Source organism: Ignavibacteriales bacterium (assembly GCA_026390815.1).
Taxonomy (GTDB): domain Bacteria; phylum Bacteroidota; class Ignavibacteria; order Ignavibacteriales; family SURF-24; genus JAPLFH01.
Map to the genome: position 1 here is coordinate 13,747 of JAPLFH010000018.1, position 12,922 is coordinate 26,668.

Consider the following 12,922-nt stretch of genomic DNA (forward strand, 5'->3'; position numbering starts at 1 on the left):
TATGAATCAACTAATTAAAACTTTTATACTGGTGATTTCATTAAGTATAGTGCTTGCAATATTTCCAAAACAAATATTAGCACAGCATAATTATCAGGTGTTTTATAATGATTTAAGCCCCTATGGTCAGTGGATTGAAAACCCTGATTATGGATATGTATGGATCCCAGCAGTAGGTCCAGACTTTTCACCATATTCATCAAATGGTTACTGGGTAATGACTGATTATGGTTGGACGTGGGTATCAGACTATGATTGGGGATGGGCAACTTTTCATTATGGGCGTTGGGATTATAATGATTACTATGGTTGGTATTGGGTTCCAGACAATGAATGGGGTCCTTCTTGGGTTACATGGCGAAGATCAGAAGGTTATTATGGATGGACACCGATGAGACCGGGTATTTCTATAAGCATTTCTTTTGGTGGTAATTATGAAGTACCTAATGATCGATGGATATTTGTAAGAGACAGGGATATTGAAAGACATGACATTAGTCGAAATTATATAGACCGGAGCAACAATATAACAATCATCAATAATTCAACTGTAATTAATAAAACTTACTATGATAATAAAAGGCAAACAACGTACGTCTCTGGACCAGACAGAATGGATGTTCAAAAAATTATTGGTAGAACAATCAAACCAATACAAGTTCAAGAAAGAAATAAACCGGGACAGAATTTAAACAACGACCGATTACAAATATATAGACCTCAAGTACAGAAAAATAAACCCGGGCAGAAAATAGTCCCATCGGAAATAACAAATATAAAAGATGTAAAACGGATATCGGAAAGAGAAACCAAAAAACAACCACGGGATTTACAACAAGTGGAAAGCAAAACGGTAAAAGAACAACAACCCGTAGTAAATCCGGTAAATAAAATAAATAAGAAAGAGATTCCTTCTCAGAAGCGTAATGTAAATTCACCAAAGAATAATGTGAATAAAGAACAACAACCTGTCGTTAATCCGACTAATAGAATCAATACAAAAGAGATACCTTCTCAGAAGCGAAATATAAATCCACCCAAGAACAATGTGAACAAGGAACAACAACCTGTTGTTAATCCGACTAATAGAATCAATACAAAAGAAATTCCTTCTCAAAGGCGGAATACAACTCCACCAAATAATAGTATTAATAAAAATAATCCAACTCAACAACAAAAGCTGGATTCTCCAAGGAAAGAAAACAAGACTGTTAAACCATTACCACCTCAGAAAATAAATACACCAAAAAACAATAATGTTTCGGATAAACCGCAGAAAGAAAGAACCATAACTCCGCAAAAGAACAAGAGTGTGGATCAACCATCCAAATCAAATCCGAATGAAAATAAAAAGGAAAATAGGAAACCAAAATGATTACTAAGTGTTGAGATTGATGCATTTGATTAATAATGCATAAGTTGATTGCTCTTATTGTAGAACATTAAAAAAAATATTACTCACTCAATAGAAAGGCTAATTATATGTTATATACTATCGCTGTAGTTTTAATTGTATTGTGGTTACTTGGATTCTTCGCTTTCCCCGTCACGGGTAGTCTAATTCACTTTCTTTTGGTAATAGCAATCATAATTATCTTAGTTAATTTCATTCGCGGACGTCGCACGCTCTGATTATCATTAATAAAGAGGAAGTATTAAGGATAGGTAAAATAAATTTATGGGCACAAAGCAGAAAAGCAGAGTGCCTGTGAATTTTGAAAATCCATATTAGACATTTTATATCATTCATTAAAGATTATTGAAGACAAAGTTTACATTCTAAATTACTTAATAGGAAATATTAGTATGTTATTTAAACAACTCCGTACTCTTCGCTTGCCAGACCTGCTTACACTGCTTGGACTTTTGTGTGTTTCCTTTACAGTTTATTTTTCTTTCAAAGGATTTTTAATTATTGCATACGTTCTTATACTAATGCAATTCCTGTTAGATTATTTTGATGGAAAGTTAGCCAGAGCAATTGGTGGAGGAGCACTTGGTATTTACCTGGATAGTTTTACGGATTTTATGGCTGTTTCCTCTTCAGTTGTTTTCGGATGGTTTGTTGGGATAGATGGAATTGTAATGCTTATTGCAGGATTTTTAAATATTGGTGCAGCTTCTATAAGATTGGCATATTTTACGGCATATAAACAAAAGGGCTTCACTGGTATTCCAACAGTATTAGCAGCTTCAGCAGTTTCTACTATAGCTTTTCTTGGATATTTATTTGCGAAAGAATATCTCGCCTGGTTTGTGATTTTTTATTTTGTATCTGCAGTTGCGATGATTTCTGATTTAAAACTAAAAAAAATATGATCTTATAATTTTATAACAGAGTAAAGTAATTCTTTATGTAATACTTTATAGTTCGTATCAGAAAAGTTAGATGAATTTTCTATCCAAATTCTAATAAGAAAAAGAGAAATGATAAATACGCCACAAATTAAAAATATTTCGCAGGGTTGGAAAAATTCATTACTTCTAAAAGTTGTGAAGTATGTAAGCATTATTGTTGGTGCCGGTATACTCATTTGTATATTGACATTAATTTTCTTTACAGATCCTTTAATCAACAAATTCTTAAAAGACAAAATTACGAACACCTTTAAGGAAGCTTATCCGGCTTACACAATACAGCTTGGTTATATACATTACGATATCTGGAAGAATCGTTTAGGGTGTGATTCTTTAATACTTCTAAGTAGCGACTCTTCGTTTACATGCCGTGTTGCTTCATTCTCAGCAAGTGGAATCGGTTGGATTAAAATTCTACGGGAAGGAGGTTTTACTCCTAATAATCTTGTTAGGTCAGTAATAGATGCACAAAAAATTGTCCTTAATTTTAATAAATCGCAGAATGAACTTCGTGTTGATTTGCTTCATATATCGGTACCTGATTCTGAAATGGTAACGGATTCGATAAAGTATTCTTCTTTAATTGATGATGAACGATTCTTCGCCAAAAGTAAATTCAGGCAAACCAGGTTTCGTTTTGATGCTCCTCAAATTAAAATAATTGGTTTGGATTGCCTCTCATTGTTGCATGGAAATATTTATAAAGCAAGAAGCATTAATATAAATGATGCGTTTGCCGATATTTTTGTAAACATGGATAAGCTATATGACAATAGCTCACCTAATCCACAGATGCCAAACGAAGTTCTCTCATCAATGAATGAAATAATAAAAGTAGATAGTATAAAAGTTATAAATAGTAGTTTCAAATATCGCGAGCGGTTTGCTGTAAGAGCAAAGCCAGGAGTGATCTCATTTAATAAAGTCAATATTTCAATAAGTGGAATTGCTAATCACACAGTTTTTCCTGACACTACAATTATTATTGGAGAAGGACTTTTTATGAATTCTGGCACAATGAAACTGTTTATGGCAATTCCTTTAATGTCAAAAGATTTTTCTTTACGATATTCAGGTTCGGTAAGCCTGATGGATGTAACCAATTTAAATAAATTTATTGAAGCAGGTGAACACAGACGTATTAAATCCGGAATTATTCAGTCTGCAAAGTTTAATATCAAAGTTAAATCGGGACAAGCAACCGGTACTTTGCGTGTCGCTTACAAAGATCTATCCATCGCAGTTCTAAACAAAGATACTGGAAGTGAAAATGGAATTTTTGATCGGATCAGCTCTATCTTTGGCAAAATATTTATTATTCGTGGAACCAACTTGCCAGACGAAAAAGGTTTAATGAAGATTGGAAGTACAAATTACACAAGATACCCGCAAGATTATTTTCTCCAGGTTTTGTGGTTTGCACTTCGCAACGGCGTTGCAGATGTTGCGGGATTTCCCCCACCTCCAAGAAGATGAATTCCAGATAAATAATTAAAATATACATTCATTTTTTGTAGTGAATAACAGAATTTATTTTTTGCATAGAATTTAACACCAGGTAAGAATACATTTATCAACTCTAACATAAAGATGTAGTTCCTTTTTCATCCTTATGGACGATTGTTGCGAGCTTCATTCCTTATTACATTATCCATCAAAATTATATCCAATAAAGAGATTAGGGAAAGTAGTTTGATTATTATTTTTGCGTATATCTAATTGTTCATTCACTTAACTCGTCTTCTTTATCAATCCAAAGGAAAAAAATTAAATCTCAAAAAGAAATTTATTTAGGAAACAATAACCGATATGAAAACCAATTCAATTTATATAATTCCAATACTTGTTTTATTTGCTGTTTTTAGTTTCGCATCAAAAGCTAAAGAGAGAATCATCATAATTCCAAATTCATACTTTCCAGTTAATAATAGTATAACATTGGTTTATAAATCATCATTTGGTGAAAGTATTACAAAATACTATCAGGATGGAGATTTTACCATCTGTTCGAGTGAAGGCGACAAATTTAAGTATAGACAGACTTTACTAATAAAAGAAGAGGGTGTTTATACAAAAGAAACCTATCAGTATTTAAAAATATTTTTATTTATAAACAAAGAAGTAACATTCACGTATGGAAAACCTTTATTGCGATTTCCACTTCCTTTAACACCAGGAATGATGTGGCAATGGGAAGGAGATGAATATTCAGATGGTGGTAAGAATAATGTTAAAGTTACTGGAAAAGCATTTGATAAGGAATTTGTTAAAACAAAAGCCGGGCGCTTTGAAGCGATAAAATTAGAATCTGTTGTTGAAGGTTCATCTAATTCCAAAAATAGAGTAACCGAATGGTATGCAGAAGGTATAGGATTAATAAAAGCCAAAATAATAATTGAAGGTGGCGGACTAATGGGATTTTTAAGAGACATTCTAGGATATGGAACCATTGAATTTGAATTGCAAGAAATTAGGAAACAATAATTGAACAATCCTTTAGTACTTAGACTGATGCGAAGTAGACTCACCCAAAAGATGTAGTTCCTTTTTCATCCCTTTGTCCGATTTACACAATCACAACATCTACATAACTTTTTAATGGTAAATAACTAAAACTAATTTAATTAAAGGGATCAAATTATTTTATGCAAAATCCAACACTTTTACTGGATGTAGTTTATCCCTTTGTATCGTGTAGACTCGACTGTTTGGAGAATAGACCGGAAATAAATTTAATAGTATTGAGTTAAACCATAATTCAATAATTCAAAAAAATAATATAAAAGGAGTTATGAAATGAAAATTTTAACAAAAATAATTATTGTAAGTTTCTTTTTTACATTTTCAATTGTTCAAGTGTTTAGTACAATAAATGCACAAGAGACTAAATTCTGCTACCAGGCTTGGAGTACTGGTTCGATTGAGGGATTGAATTATAATTCTTCAACTCTCGGACGGCAACAGTTACCTCAAAATATTACCACGGATTTCAGGCAGTCTGTTGAAGAAAAAATTACTGAGACTCCTCCCGAAAAGAAAGTTTCCGTTGTTATGCCCGCTAACAATACTATAGCAACAAAAAGTATTAAAGGTTATTTCCCGATACATCCCTATGTGTTTTTTGATGAAGGAAATAAGGAAATTCCTCTAAGATATATTATGCTTTCAAAGGCTGCTGCACAGGATTTCAAAGAATCTGACCTTGGAAATTTTATTGTAGGCGATTTAACCGTAAAAGAAACTAATATCAATCAAGTAATGATAGCCTACTATGATGTTATAAATGTTTATGCCGATAGAATGAGAAAGAATCCGAATGAACTGCTTACATTACGAGGCTCTGACCCGGTAGAAAAAGATGGAGAAACTTATGCGAATAATGTAAAGAGTTATTTAGTAAATAATTTTGGGATTGATGCCAAAAGAATAAAAACTATAGTGGAACCACCGCGGAAACCGTCCGGAAGTATTTCTACAGATTCGACATTTATAGCTCTACTTGACGACGAAAACCGTAGAGTTGTCTTTATTTTTAGTAATCAGGACATGTTGAGACCGATATCTTATACTATCAGGGATGAATCTTTAATGGATAATGATATGGTTTTCTCCATAAGTAAGGATGTTAAGTTCAAAAGCTGGGATATTTCAATCACAGGTGAAAATAATACAATGAATTTTGGTCCCTTTAAAAATAATAAGCAAAGGATCAATCCGGCACCGCTTATGAGAGGACTTGCTGAGGGCAAATTTAATGCAAAAGTTGTGATATCAATGCAAGATGGAAAACAAGTCACTGAAGACATCGATTTCAAGCTGTTGAAGGAAAGAGAATTAAGGAATGCTTCCAGATATCTTATGATTTTCGATTACAATAAATCCGAATCAGTTTTGTCTTATGAAACAAAAATTAGAAAAGAAATTACTCCAGGATTGAATGTCGGTAATACTGTAATAATTCACGGTCATACAGACATAATTGGAAATGAAGAAGAAAATCAAAAGCTTTCGCAGGAAAGAGCAGATCAAGTAAAAGGTATTATAGAGGATGAACTTAGTAAAGAAAACAAAAAAGTTAATGTACAGGCTATCGGAATCGGTCAAACTAATATGCAGTATACGTTTTCAAATAGATATCCTGAAGGAAGAATGTATAATCGGAATGTATTTGTCGAGATCATTAAATAATTTAATACAATATTTTACGTTCAAATCCATCGCTGATAACAGCGATGGATTTAGCCCAAAATATAAAAGAAGACCTGAATTGATGAATTTTTTTATTACGATTGTATTGATGTTAACCTGTGGAGTTTCTCAAGTACAAACAGTTTAAGCTTGCCTTGTTTCTAAAAATAAAACTGAAAGCAGACTTACAACTATCGGTTACAGAAAAAGAAATCCAATTGCAGATAACAAGACAGAAGATGGCAGAGAATTGGACAAATGAATTGTGTTTAGAATTTTTAAATAACTAAGTTTTCAATCAATGTATCAATTTCCCCTAACTTAAAGTTACAGAGACTTTGATGGAAATTTTGATTCAATCCGGATGGAGTTATCTATGTTCTAAATAATTTGTTCTGACATAGTAGTTGCAATTTAAATAAACAATAAGGAGAAGTTAAAAATGCGAAGAATCTATTTTACCATTTTAATTGCGGGAATTTTAATTGTTCTTGCAGCACCTATAAAAGCGCAGGTAAGTTTTAGTCTCGGCTTTAATTTAGGTATCCAGCCAGCTTGGGGACCCACCGGTTATGATTATGTTGAATATTATTATTTGCCTGATATAGATATCTACTACAATGTTCCTACACATCGTTATTACTATAATACAAAAGGGCGTTGGATAAGTAGTTCATATTTGCCTTCAAGCTATCGCAATTATGATTTATATAATTCTTATAAAGTAGTAGTGAATGAGAAGCGGCCGTGGCGTAATCATGAAACTTACAGAGAAAAATATTCCTCATATAAAGGTCGTCACGATCAACAGCCAATCCGCGATAGCCGTGAATCAAAATATTTTGTGAACAAATATCATCCCGAACATAATAATTGGATTAAGCAGCAAAAGCAGGATAATGGTAACCGCAAAGTTTTGAATAAAGGGAATAATGGCAATGGTAACAACAAGGCTATGAAACAAAATAATAATCAGGGCAAGCAAGATAAAGGCAAGAAGAAAAAATAACCGGGATGAATATTTACAAAAATTATAACCGGTTTTGATTTAAATGGTAATTGCATTTCGAAACCGGTTGTATAACCAGAACGAGTGATGAAATTCTTAAGTTAAAAATTAATTATTTTAGTCTGTTTTTAATTCTCAATCTTTTTAACGCATCCATTCTTTACCTTGCTTTTTAAAATCTAATTAAAATCCAATAAGAGATACCTATGATAAATAAAAAGTATACTTGCAATATTTTCTATTTGTGGAATCCGAATATTTCAACTCTATTTACGATTTAGTAAAAGTATCATTATTCTGAATAAGTAGTTTCTCACCCAAAGGATGTAGTTCCTTTTTCATCCTTTTGTACGATTGAACAATCCTTATTTCCTCCATATCATAATATTGTAATTAAGAAATTATTACACGAAATATTTATCAATTTAATTTTAAAGGAATTATAAAATGAATTCAATGATAATTAAAGGAAATTGGAAAGAAGTTGCAGGTAAACTTAAACAGCAATTCGCAAACCTAACCGATGATGATTTACTTTACCAGGAAGGGAAGGAAGAAGAACTATTAGGAAAATTGCAGAATAAACTTGGAAAGACTAAGGAAGAACTACACAAAATAATTTCTAAATTTTAATGTTTAGTTTGTCGGGCTATTTTATGCGCAGCAATTGTTTCAGGTTCAATTATTAAAAAAGCATTTGAATATTTCTAATCAACAAAACAAGGAGAGTTATGAAAACAAAATATTTTTTATTAACAGCAATAGTGTTAATTGGTGGATCAATATTAACCGGTTGTAATGTCAATCGAGAAAAAAAAGTAGAAGATGCTAAAGAAAATGTAAAAGAAGCAAAGCAAGATTTGAAAGATGCTCAGGCTGAATACGAGAAAGAATGGCAGCAATTTAAGAGCGATGCTGAATTAAAAATTAATGCTAACCAAAAAAGTATTGATGATTTCAAAGTGGAGATGAAAACAGCGAGTAAAAAATTCAAAGCTAAATATGATAAAGAAGTAGTGGTGTTAGAAAAAAAAAATGTTGAGCTAAAGAAAAAGATAAGTGAATATAAATATGAAGGAAAAGATAAATGGGAAGAATTCAAACAAGAATTTAATCGCGATATGGATGTTGTTGGAAAAACAATAAAGGATTTATTCACAAAAAAAGATTAATCGGAAATAGTTTTTTTAGGATAAGGAAAATTAAAATGAAAATTATTTGGTCTTTAGTTTTTTTAGTTTCGTTTTCAACAATATATCAGGCGCAGTTTAAACCTGCGTTTGATAAAAAGATACCTCAAAATCAAAATATGTGGTTAAGTCAGTACTTGCCAATTAATAGGAGTAATCATTTTTCCGATTCAGTTGTTAACATGGATAAAAACAAATCGCTTCCCGACACTACTAAAACGGCATTAACGGATACAATTAATACTTCTTTAACAGATACACTGAAATACAATATGTATGGTGATTTGCTGAATGACAATCCTGAGTATAATAAAAAATCATCTTTGGGGATGGTTGCTCTTAGAGTTACGCTGGCAAACCTTTCCACTTTTTTAATTGATAGGTATATCTTTAACTATAATTTTTCACGGGTTGGATTTAATTCCTGGAAAAATAATTTAAAAACCGGGTGGGAATGGGATAAAGATAGATTTGGTATGAATTATTTTTTCCATCCTTTTTCCGGAGGAATGTATTTTAATGCAGCTCGTGCAAACGGTTATTCGTTCTTCGAATCTGCACCGTTTGCAGTATTAGGTAGTTTAGAATGGGAGTACTTTGGAGAAAACACATTACCTTCTTATAACGATCTCATCAATACACCTGTTAATGGTATTTTCCTTGGGGAAATATTTTACCGGTTGGGTTCAAATATTCTTGATGATCAAACAACCGGTGCCGATAGATTTTTCCGTGAATTAGCTGTAGCCGTTATTACACCTACAAGATTCTTAAGCAGGTTTTTGGAAGGAAAATTAACCAGGTCAACAACAGCAGATGTATATCAGAAAGAACCGCTTAACATAACATTGTCTGGTGGGTTTCATAGGGTCAATGAAGGAATATCATACCAGAAAGGAAATAATAGTATTAATTTCACTCTACAACTCGATTATGGAAATCCGTTTGAAAAAAGATCACGTAAACCTTTTGATTATTTCAAACTCCGTACTGATTTAGATTTTGGAGTCGGAAGGAAAATTATTTCTCTTGTAACTGGAAATGGAATATTATACGCAAAGAATATTCAAACAGGTAATCTGGAAATGTTAACCGGACTATATCAGCACATGGACTTTTATGACAATAAAACTTTTGAATTAGGTACCATAGCTTTTGGTCCTGGAATAATTTCTAAACTTCCAATGACCAAGAGTACTAGCCTTTATACTAATATTCATTTAGATATTATACCTTTTGGGGCACTTAGCAAACGGTTTGGACCTGATACTTCACAGGTTAGAGATTATGATTATGCCGGTGGAGCGCAAGCAACACTTGAAAGCACATTCAATATTGGAGGATGGGTGGGTGTTTCATTTAAAGGTTATTATTGGTGGTTTAGTACTTTTGTTGGAATTGCTGGTAATAGTTATATTGGATTAATCAAACCAAGTATTGCCTTCAGAATTTTTAACAATGTAAGTATTGGTATTGAACATTTGATTTATTACAGTGATAGATACCCTCGCGATTTTCCAAGTGTTCATTCCGTAAGAACTGAACAGAAAATATTCCTTCAAATATTTTTAGAAGAGTTCAAGTTCAAAAGATAAGACGTTTGTTTCTGATTTTTTTTAAAATGTAAAAGTATAAAATGGAAACCACAATGAAGAAAGTTTTTATAATCATCCTCCTTACAGTTCTGTGTGAGTCTTCTCTATTTGCACAAAATCCTGTTTTACCGGATTCTGTAGAGCAAAATAAATATAATTTTTCCCAGTTTGGTAACGAAACCTGGAATTTCATCAAGCAACCAACGAAATGGGATGGATACGATTGGCTCAGGTTAGGAATATTAAGTGCCGGAACATTTTTAGTTATGCAAGCCGATAACCCAATCCGAAATTTTGTAAATAGTGATAAAGAATACGGACTTAATAAAAAATACGCCAAGAGCTATCCAATTGAATTCGGAAATATGTGGGGTGAATTATATTTTACTGAAGCGCTCTTTGCTGGTTTTACTGTGTATGCATTATATGCCGGTGATAAGACAGCCCATAAAATCGCTTTTGAAATTACACAAGCAGCATTCTATACTTTTTTAGTTAATGGCAGTCTAAAATATTTAATTGGAAGATCAAGACCCTATTTGGAACAAGGGAATCAAACTTATGTTCCATTCTCCAAATATGATAATCCAGATCATCAATCACTTCCCGGAGGACATACCGGCATTACCATGGCTCTTACAACTGTTCTTTCAAGAAATGCTAAACCGTTGTGGTTAAAAATATTAGCATACGTACCGGCAGCACTCAGTATAATAAGCCGGGTTTATCTGGATAGACACTGGAGTTCTGATATTTTTTTGGGAGGCGCAGTCGGTTACCTTTCTGCAACGTGGGTAGTTGATCAGCATGAGAAAGCGGTTGAAATTAATAAAAAAGAATCTCAAGTTGGAATACGAGTTATTAATATTCAACCGTTTATTTCCGGTAATTCATATGGTTTTGGATTAACACTTCAATTATAAATGTAGAAAGGTTTGCGAAATGAAGAACAAAATTTATTTATCAATACTATTAATCATCATATGTGAATCTTCTCTTTTCGGACAATTAAAATATACTTTTACCCAGTTCGGAAATGAGACTTGGGATTTCGTAAAACAACCAGGTAAATGGGATGGCAACGATATACTCACAATGGGTTTGTTAAGCGCGGGAACATTTTTACTTATGGAAACAGCTGATCAACCTGTTCGCAGTGCAGTTTTAAAAGATCAAAAATATTTCAAGAGTGTTCCAATTGAATTCGGTAGGATTTATGGTGAACTATACTCTCCCGTTATTCTCTTTGGCGGTTTTGCTATTCATTCATTGATAGCGGATGACATTGGAACTAGGAAAATAGCTTATGAGATTGGGCAGGCTTCTCTATATGCCGGTGCAATTGATTATATATTAAAGGTGGCAATTGGCAGGGCAAGACCTTATTACAACGAAGGTCCTAACTCATTTCACCCGTTTTCTGCTTTTTTTACTCAGGAGTATCATTCAATTCCTGGTGGGCATAGTGCTGCCGCCTTCGTATTATCGACTGTTCTTTCAAGAAATGCTAAACCGGTTTGGTTAAAAGTATTAGCTTATTTACCAGCCGTACTAACGTTTGTATCTCGTGTTTATCAAGACCAACATTGGACATCAGACGATTTTTTGGGTGCAGCGCTCGGTTACTTTGTTGCAACCTGGGTTGTAGATCAGCATGAGAATAATAAATCTCTGATAGAAATTTCTTCGCCATATCCATTATCCATAAGGATTGCGCTTTGAACTAATTCCCAAAAATCAATTAATAAAATAAATAAAATCAATTATTACAATAGAAATTAATTACGTGAGCATAAAAATAATTCAATATTGATCATTGTGATAGCCATTAGCGTAGTATTTATACTTGTTCAATTGGTCGCTGGTTGATAGCATAATAAAAGGGAAGTTTAAACTAAATAATTTGCAGGGCAGTAATAACTCTGGATAGATCTTCCCATTATTCACATTTGGTTTTGGTGTCTTGGTTGGTTGGTTACTTTTAGAAAGAAGAATTAATAAAGTCGAATTTTTTTATAACATTTTTAATGGAGTAAAAATATGAAAGGCAATGAAAAATTAATCATTGTCTTGAATTCACTTTTGGCAGATGAACTTACAGCCATTAACCAGTACATAGTGCATTCTGAAATGTGCAAAAACTGGGGTTACAGTAAACTTCATATGGCAATTAAAAAACAAGCAATGGATGAAATGCATCACGCGGAATGGCTTATCGAGCGAATCCTTTTTTTTGATAGTTCACCAGTGGTATCCAATCTAAACAAAATAAAGATTGGTAAGACAGTTTCAGAAATGATCAGTAACGATGATAACGATGAACTTGATGCTGTTAGCGCTTATAATGAATCAATCAAACTTGCCTGTGAAATTTATGATCAAGGAACTGTTGATCTGCTAACCATGATTCTTAAAATGGAAGAAGGTCATGTCGATTGGGCAGAAATACAACGTGCACAGATTGATCAAGTTGGTATTGAGAACTATCTGGCTCATCAAACAGTATGTACGACAGGTTGATAGTCGTCATTTAATAGAAACAATTTACAAAGGTTCTACCTTTGGATAAACAATATGAGGAC

12 protein-coding genes are annotated in these 12,922 nt (G+C 32.8%); all 12 read left to right on the plus strand.

From position 1 onward, the window contains the following. Position 1: 1 nt before the first annotated feature. The 12 genes from NTX22_07225 to bfr all read left to right on the plus strand — a co-directional run bounded on the left by NTX22_07225 (position 2) and on the right by bfr (position 12,860). Complete coding sequence (locus tag NTX22_07225; GenBank protein ID MCX6150295.1) at positions 2-1,375, plus strand: hypothetical protein; 1,374 nt, start codon at positions 2-4, stop codon at positions 1,373-1,375. A 431-nt stretch (positions 1,376-1,806) separates the two neighbouring features. Further along, positions 1,807-2,319: a CDP-alcohol phosphatidyltransferase family protein gene (locus NTX22_07230; GenBank protein MCX6150296.1), complete on the plus strand. Its 513-nt coding sequence runs from the start codon at positions 1,807-1,809 to the stop codon at positions 2,317-2,319. A 108-nt stretch (positions 2,320-2,427) separates the two neighbouring features. Next, positions 2,428-3,834: a hypothetical protein gene (locus tag NTX22_07235; GenBank protein ID MCX6150297.1), complete on the plus strand. Its 1,407-nt coding sequence runs from the start codon at positions 2,428-2,430 to the stop codon at positions 3,832-3,834. Between the two features lie 333 nt (positions 3,835-4,167). Beyond that, positions 4,168-4,842: a hypothetical protein gene (locus NTX22_07240; protein ID MCX6150298.1), complete on the plus strand. Its 675-nt coding sequence runs from the start codon at positions 4,168-4,170 to the stop codon at positions 4,840-4,842. Between the two features lie 312 nt (positions 4,843-5,154). Next, positions 5,155-6,546 carry an OmpA family protein gene (locus NTX22_07245; protein MCX6150299.1) on the plus strand — a complete coding sequence of 464 codons (1,392 nt, stop codon included), beginning with the start codon at positions 5,155-5,157 and terminating at the stop codon, positions 6,544-6,546. A gap of 442 nt (positions 6,547-6,988) precedes the next feature. Then, positions 6,989-7,555, plus strand: coding sequence for a hypothetical protein (locus tag NTX22_07250; protein ID MCX6150300.1), 567 nt, complete (start codon positions 6,989-6,991; stop codon positions 7,553-7,555). A gap of 447 nt (positions 7,556-8,002) precedes the next feature. Continuing rightward, positions 8,003-8,188, plus strand: a complete 186-nt coding sequence (locus tag NTX22_07255) for a CsbD family protein (GenBank protein ID MCX6150301.1) — start codon at positions 8,003-8,005, stop codon at positions 8,186-8,188. Positions 8,189-8,286: 98 nt separating this feature from the next. Next, positions 8,287-8,727 carry a hypothetical protein gene (locus NTX22_07260; GenBank protein MCX6150302.1) on the plus strand — a complete coding sequence of 147 codons (441 nt, stop codon included), beginning with the start codon at positions 8,287-8,289 and terminating at the stop codon, positions 8,725-8,727. Positions 8,728-8,762: 35 nt separating this feature from the next. Continuing rightward, positions 8,763-10,340 carry a DUF3943 domain-containing protein gene (locus tag NTX22_07265; protein ID MCX6150303.1) on the plus strand — a complete coding sequence of 526 codons (1,578 nt, stop codon included), beginning with the start codon at positions 8,763-8,765 and terminating at the stop codon, positions 10,338-10,340. A gap of 53 nt (positions 10,341-10,393) precedes the next feature. Further along, positions 10,394-11,263 carry a phosphatase PAP2 family protein gene (locus NTX22_07270; GenBank protein ID MCX6150304.1) on the plus strand — a complete coding sequence of 290 codons (870 nt, stop codon included), beginning with the start codon at positions 10,394-10,396 and terminating at the stop codon, positions 11,261-11,263. Between the two features lie 19 nt (positions 11,264-11,282). Beyond that, positions 11,283-12,062, plus strand: a complete 780-nt coding sequence (locus NTX22_07275; protein ID MCX6150305.1) for a phosphatase PAP2 family protein — start codon at positions 11,283-11,285, stop codon at positions 12,060-12,062. Positions 12,063-12,380: 318 nt separating this feature from the next. Continuing rightward, on the plus strand, positions 12,381-12,860 hold the full coding sequence (gene bfr / locus NTX22_07280; protein ID MCX6150306.1) for a bacterioferritin: 480 nt from the start codon (positions 12,381-12,383) through the stop codon (positions 12,858-12,860). The last annotated feature ends 62 nt before the right edge of the window (positions 12,861-12,922 follow it).

Bases quoted from the DNA above. Each gene is read 5' to 3' on its own strand.
- NTX22_07225 (MCX6150295.1), top strand. From the start codon at position 2: ATGAATCAACTAATTAAAACTTTTATACTGGTGATTTCATTAAGTATA.
- NTX22_07230 (MCX6150296.1), top strand. From the start codon at position 1,807: ATGTTATTTAAACAACTCCGTACTCTTCGCTTGCCAGACCTGCTTACA.
- NTX22_07235 (MCX6150297.1), top strand. From the start codon at position 2,428: ATGATAAATACGCCACAAATTAAAAATATTTCGCAGGGTTGGAAAAAT.
- NTX22_07240 (MCX6150298.1), top strand. From the start codon at position 4,168: ATGAAAACCAATTCAATTTATATAATTCCAATACTTGTTTTATTTGCT.
- NTX22_07245 (MCX6150299.1), top strand. From the start codon at position 5,155: ATGAAAATTTTAACAAAAATAATTATTGTAAGTTTCTTTTTTACATTT.
- NTX22_07250 (MCX6150300.1), top strand. From the start codon at position 6,989: ATGCGAAGAATCTATTTTACCATTTTAATTGCGGGAATTTTAATTGTT.
- NTX22_07255 (MCX6150301.1), top strand. From the start codon at position 8,003: ATGAATTCAATGATAATTAAAGGAAATTGGAAAGAAGTTGCAGGTAAA.
- NTX22_07260 (MCX6150302.1), top strand. From the start codon at position 8,287: ATGAAAACAAAATATTTTTTATTAACAGCAATAGTGTTAATTGGTGGA.
- NTX22_07265 (MCX6150303.1), top strand. From the start codon at position 8,763: ATGAAAATTATTTGGTCTTTAGTTTTTTTAGTTTCGTTTTCAACAATA.
- NTX22_07270 (MCX6150304.1), top strand. From the start codon at position 10,394: ATGAAGAAAGTTTTTATAATCATCCTCCTTACAGTTCTGTGTGAGTCT.
- NTX22_07275 (MCX6150305.1), top strand. From the start codon at position 11,283: ATGAAGAACAAAATTTATTTATCAATACTATTAATCATCATATGTGAA.
- bfr (MCX6150306.1), top strand. From the start codon at position 12,381: ATGAAAGGCAATGAAAAATTAATCATTGTCTTGAATTCACTTTTGGCA.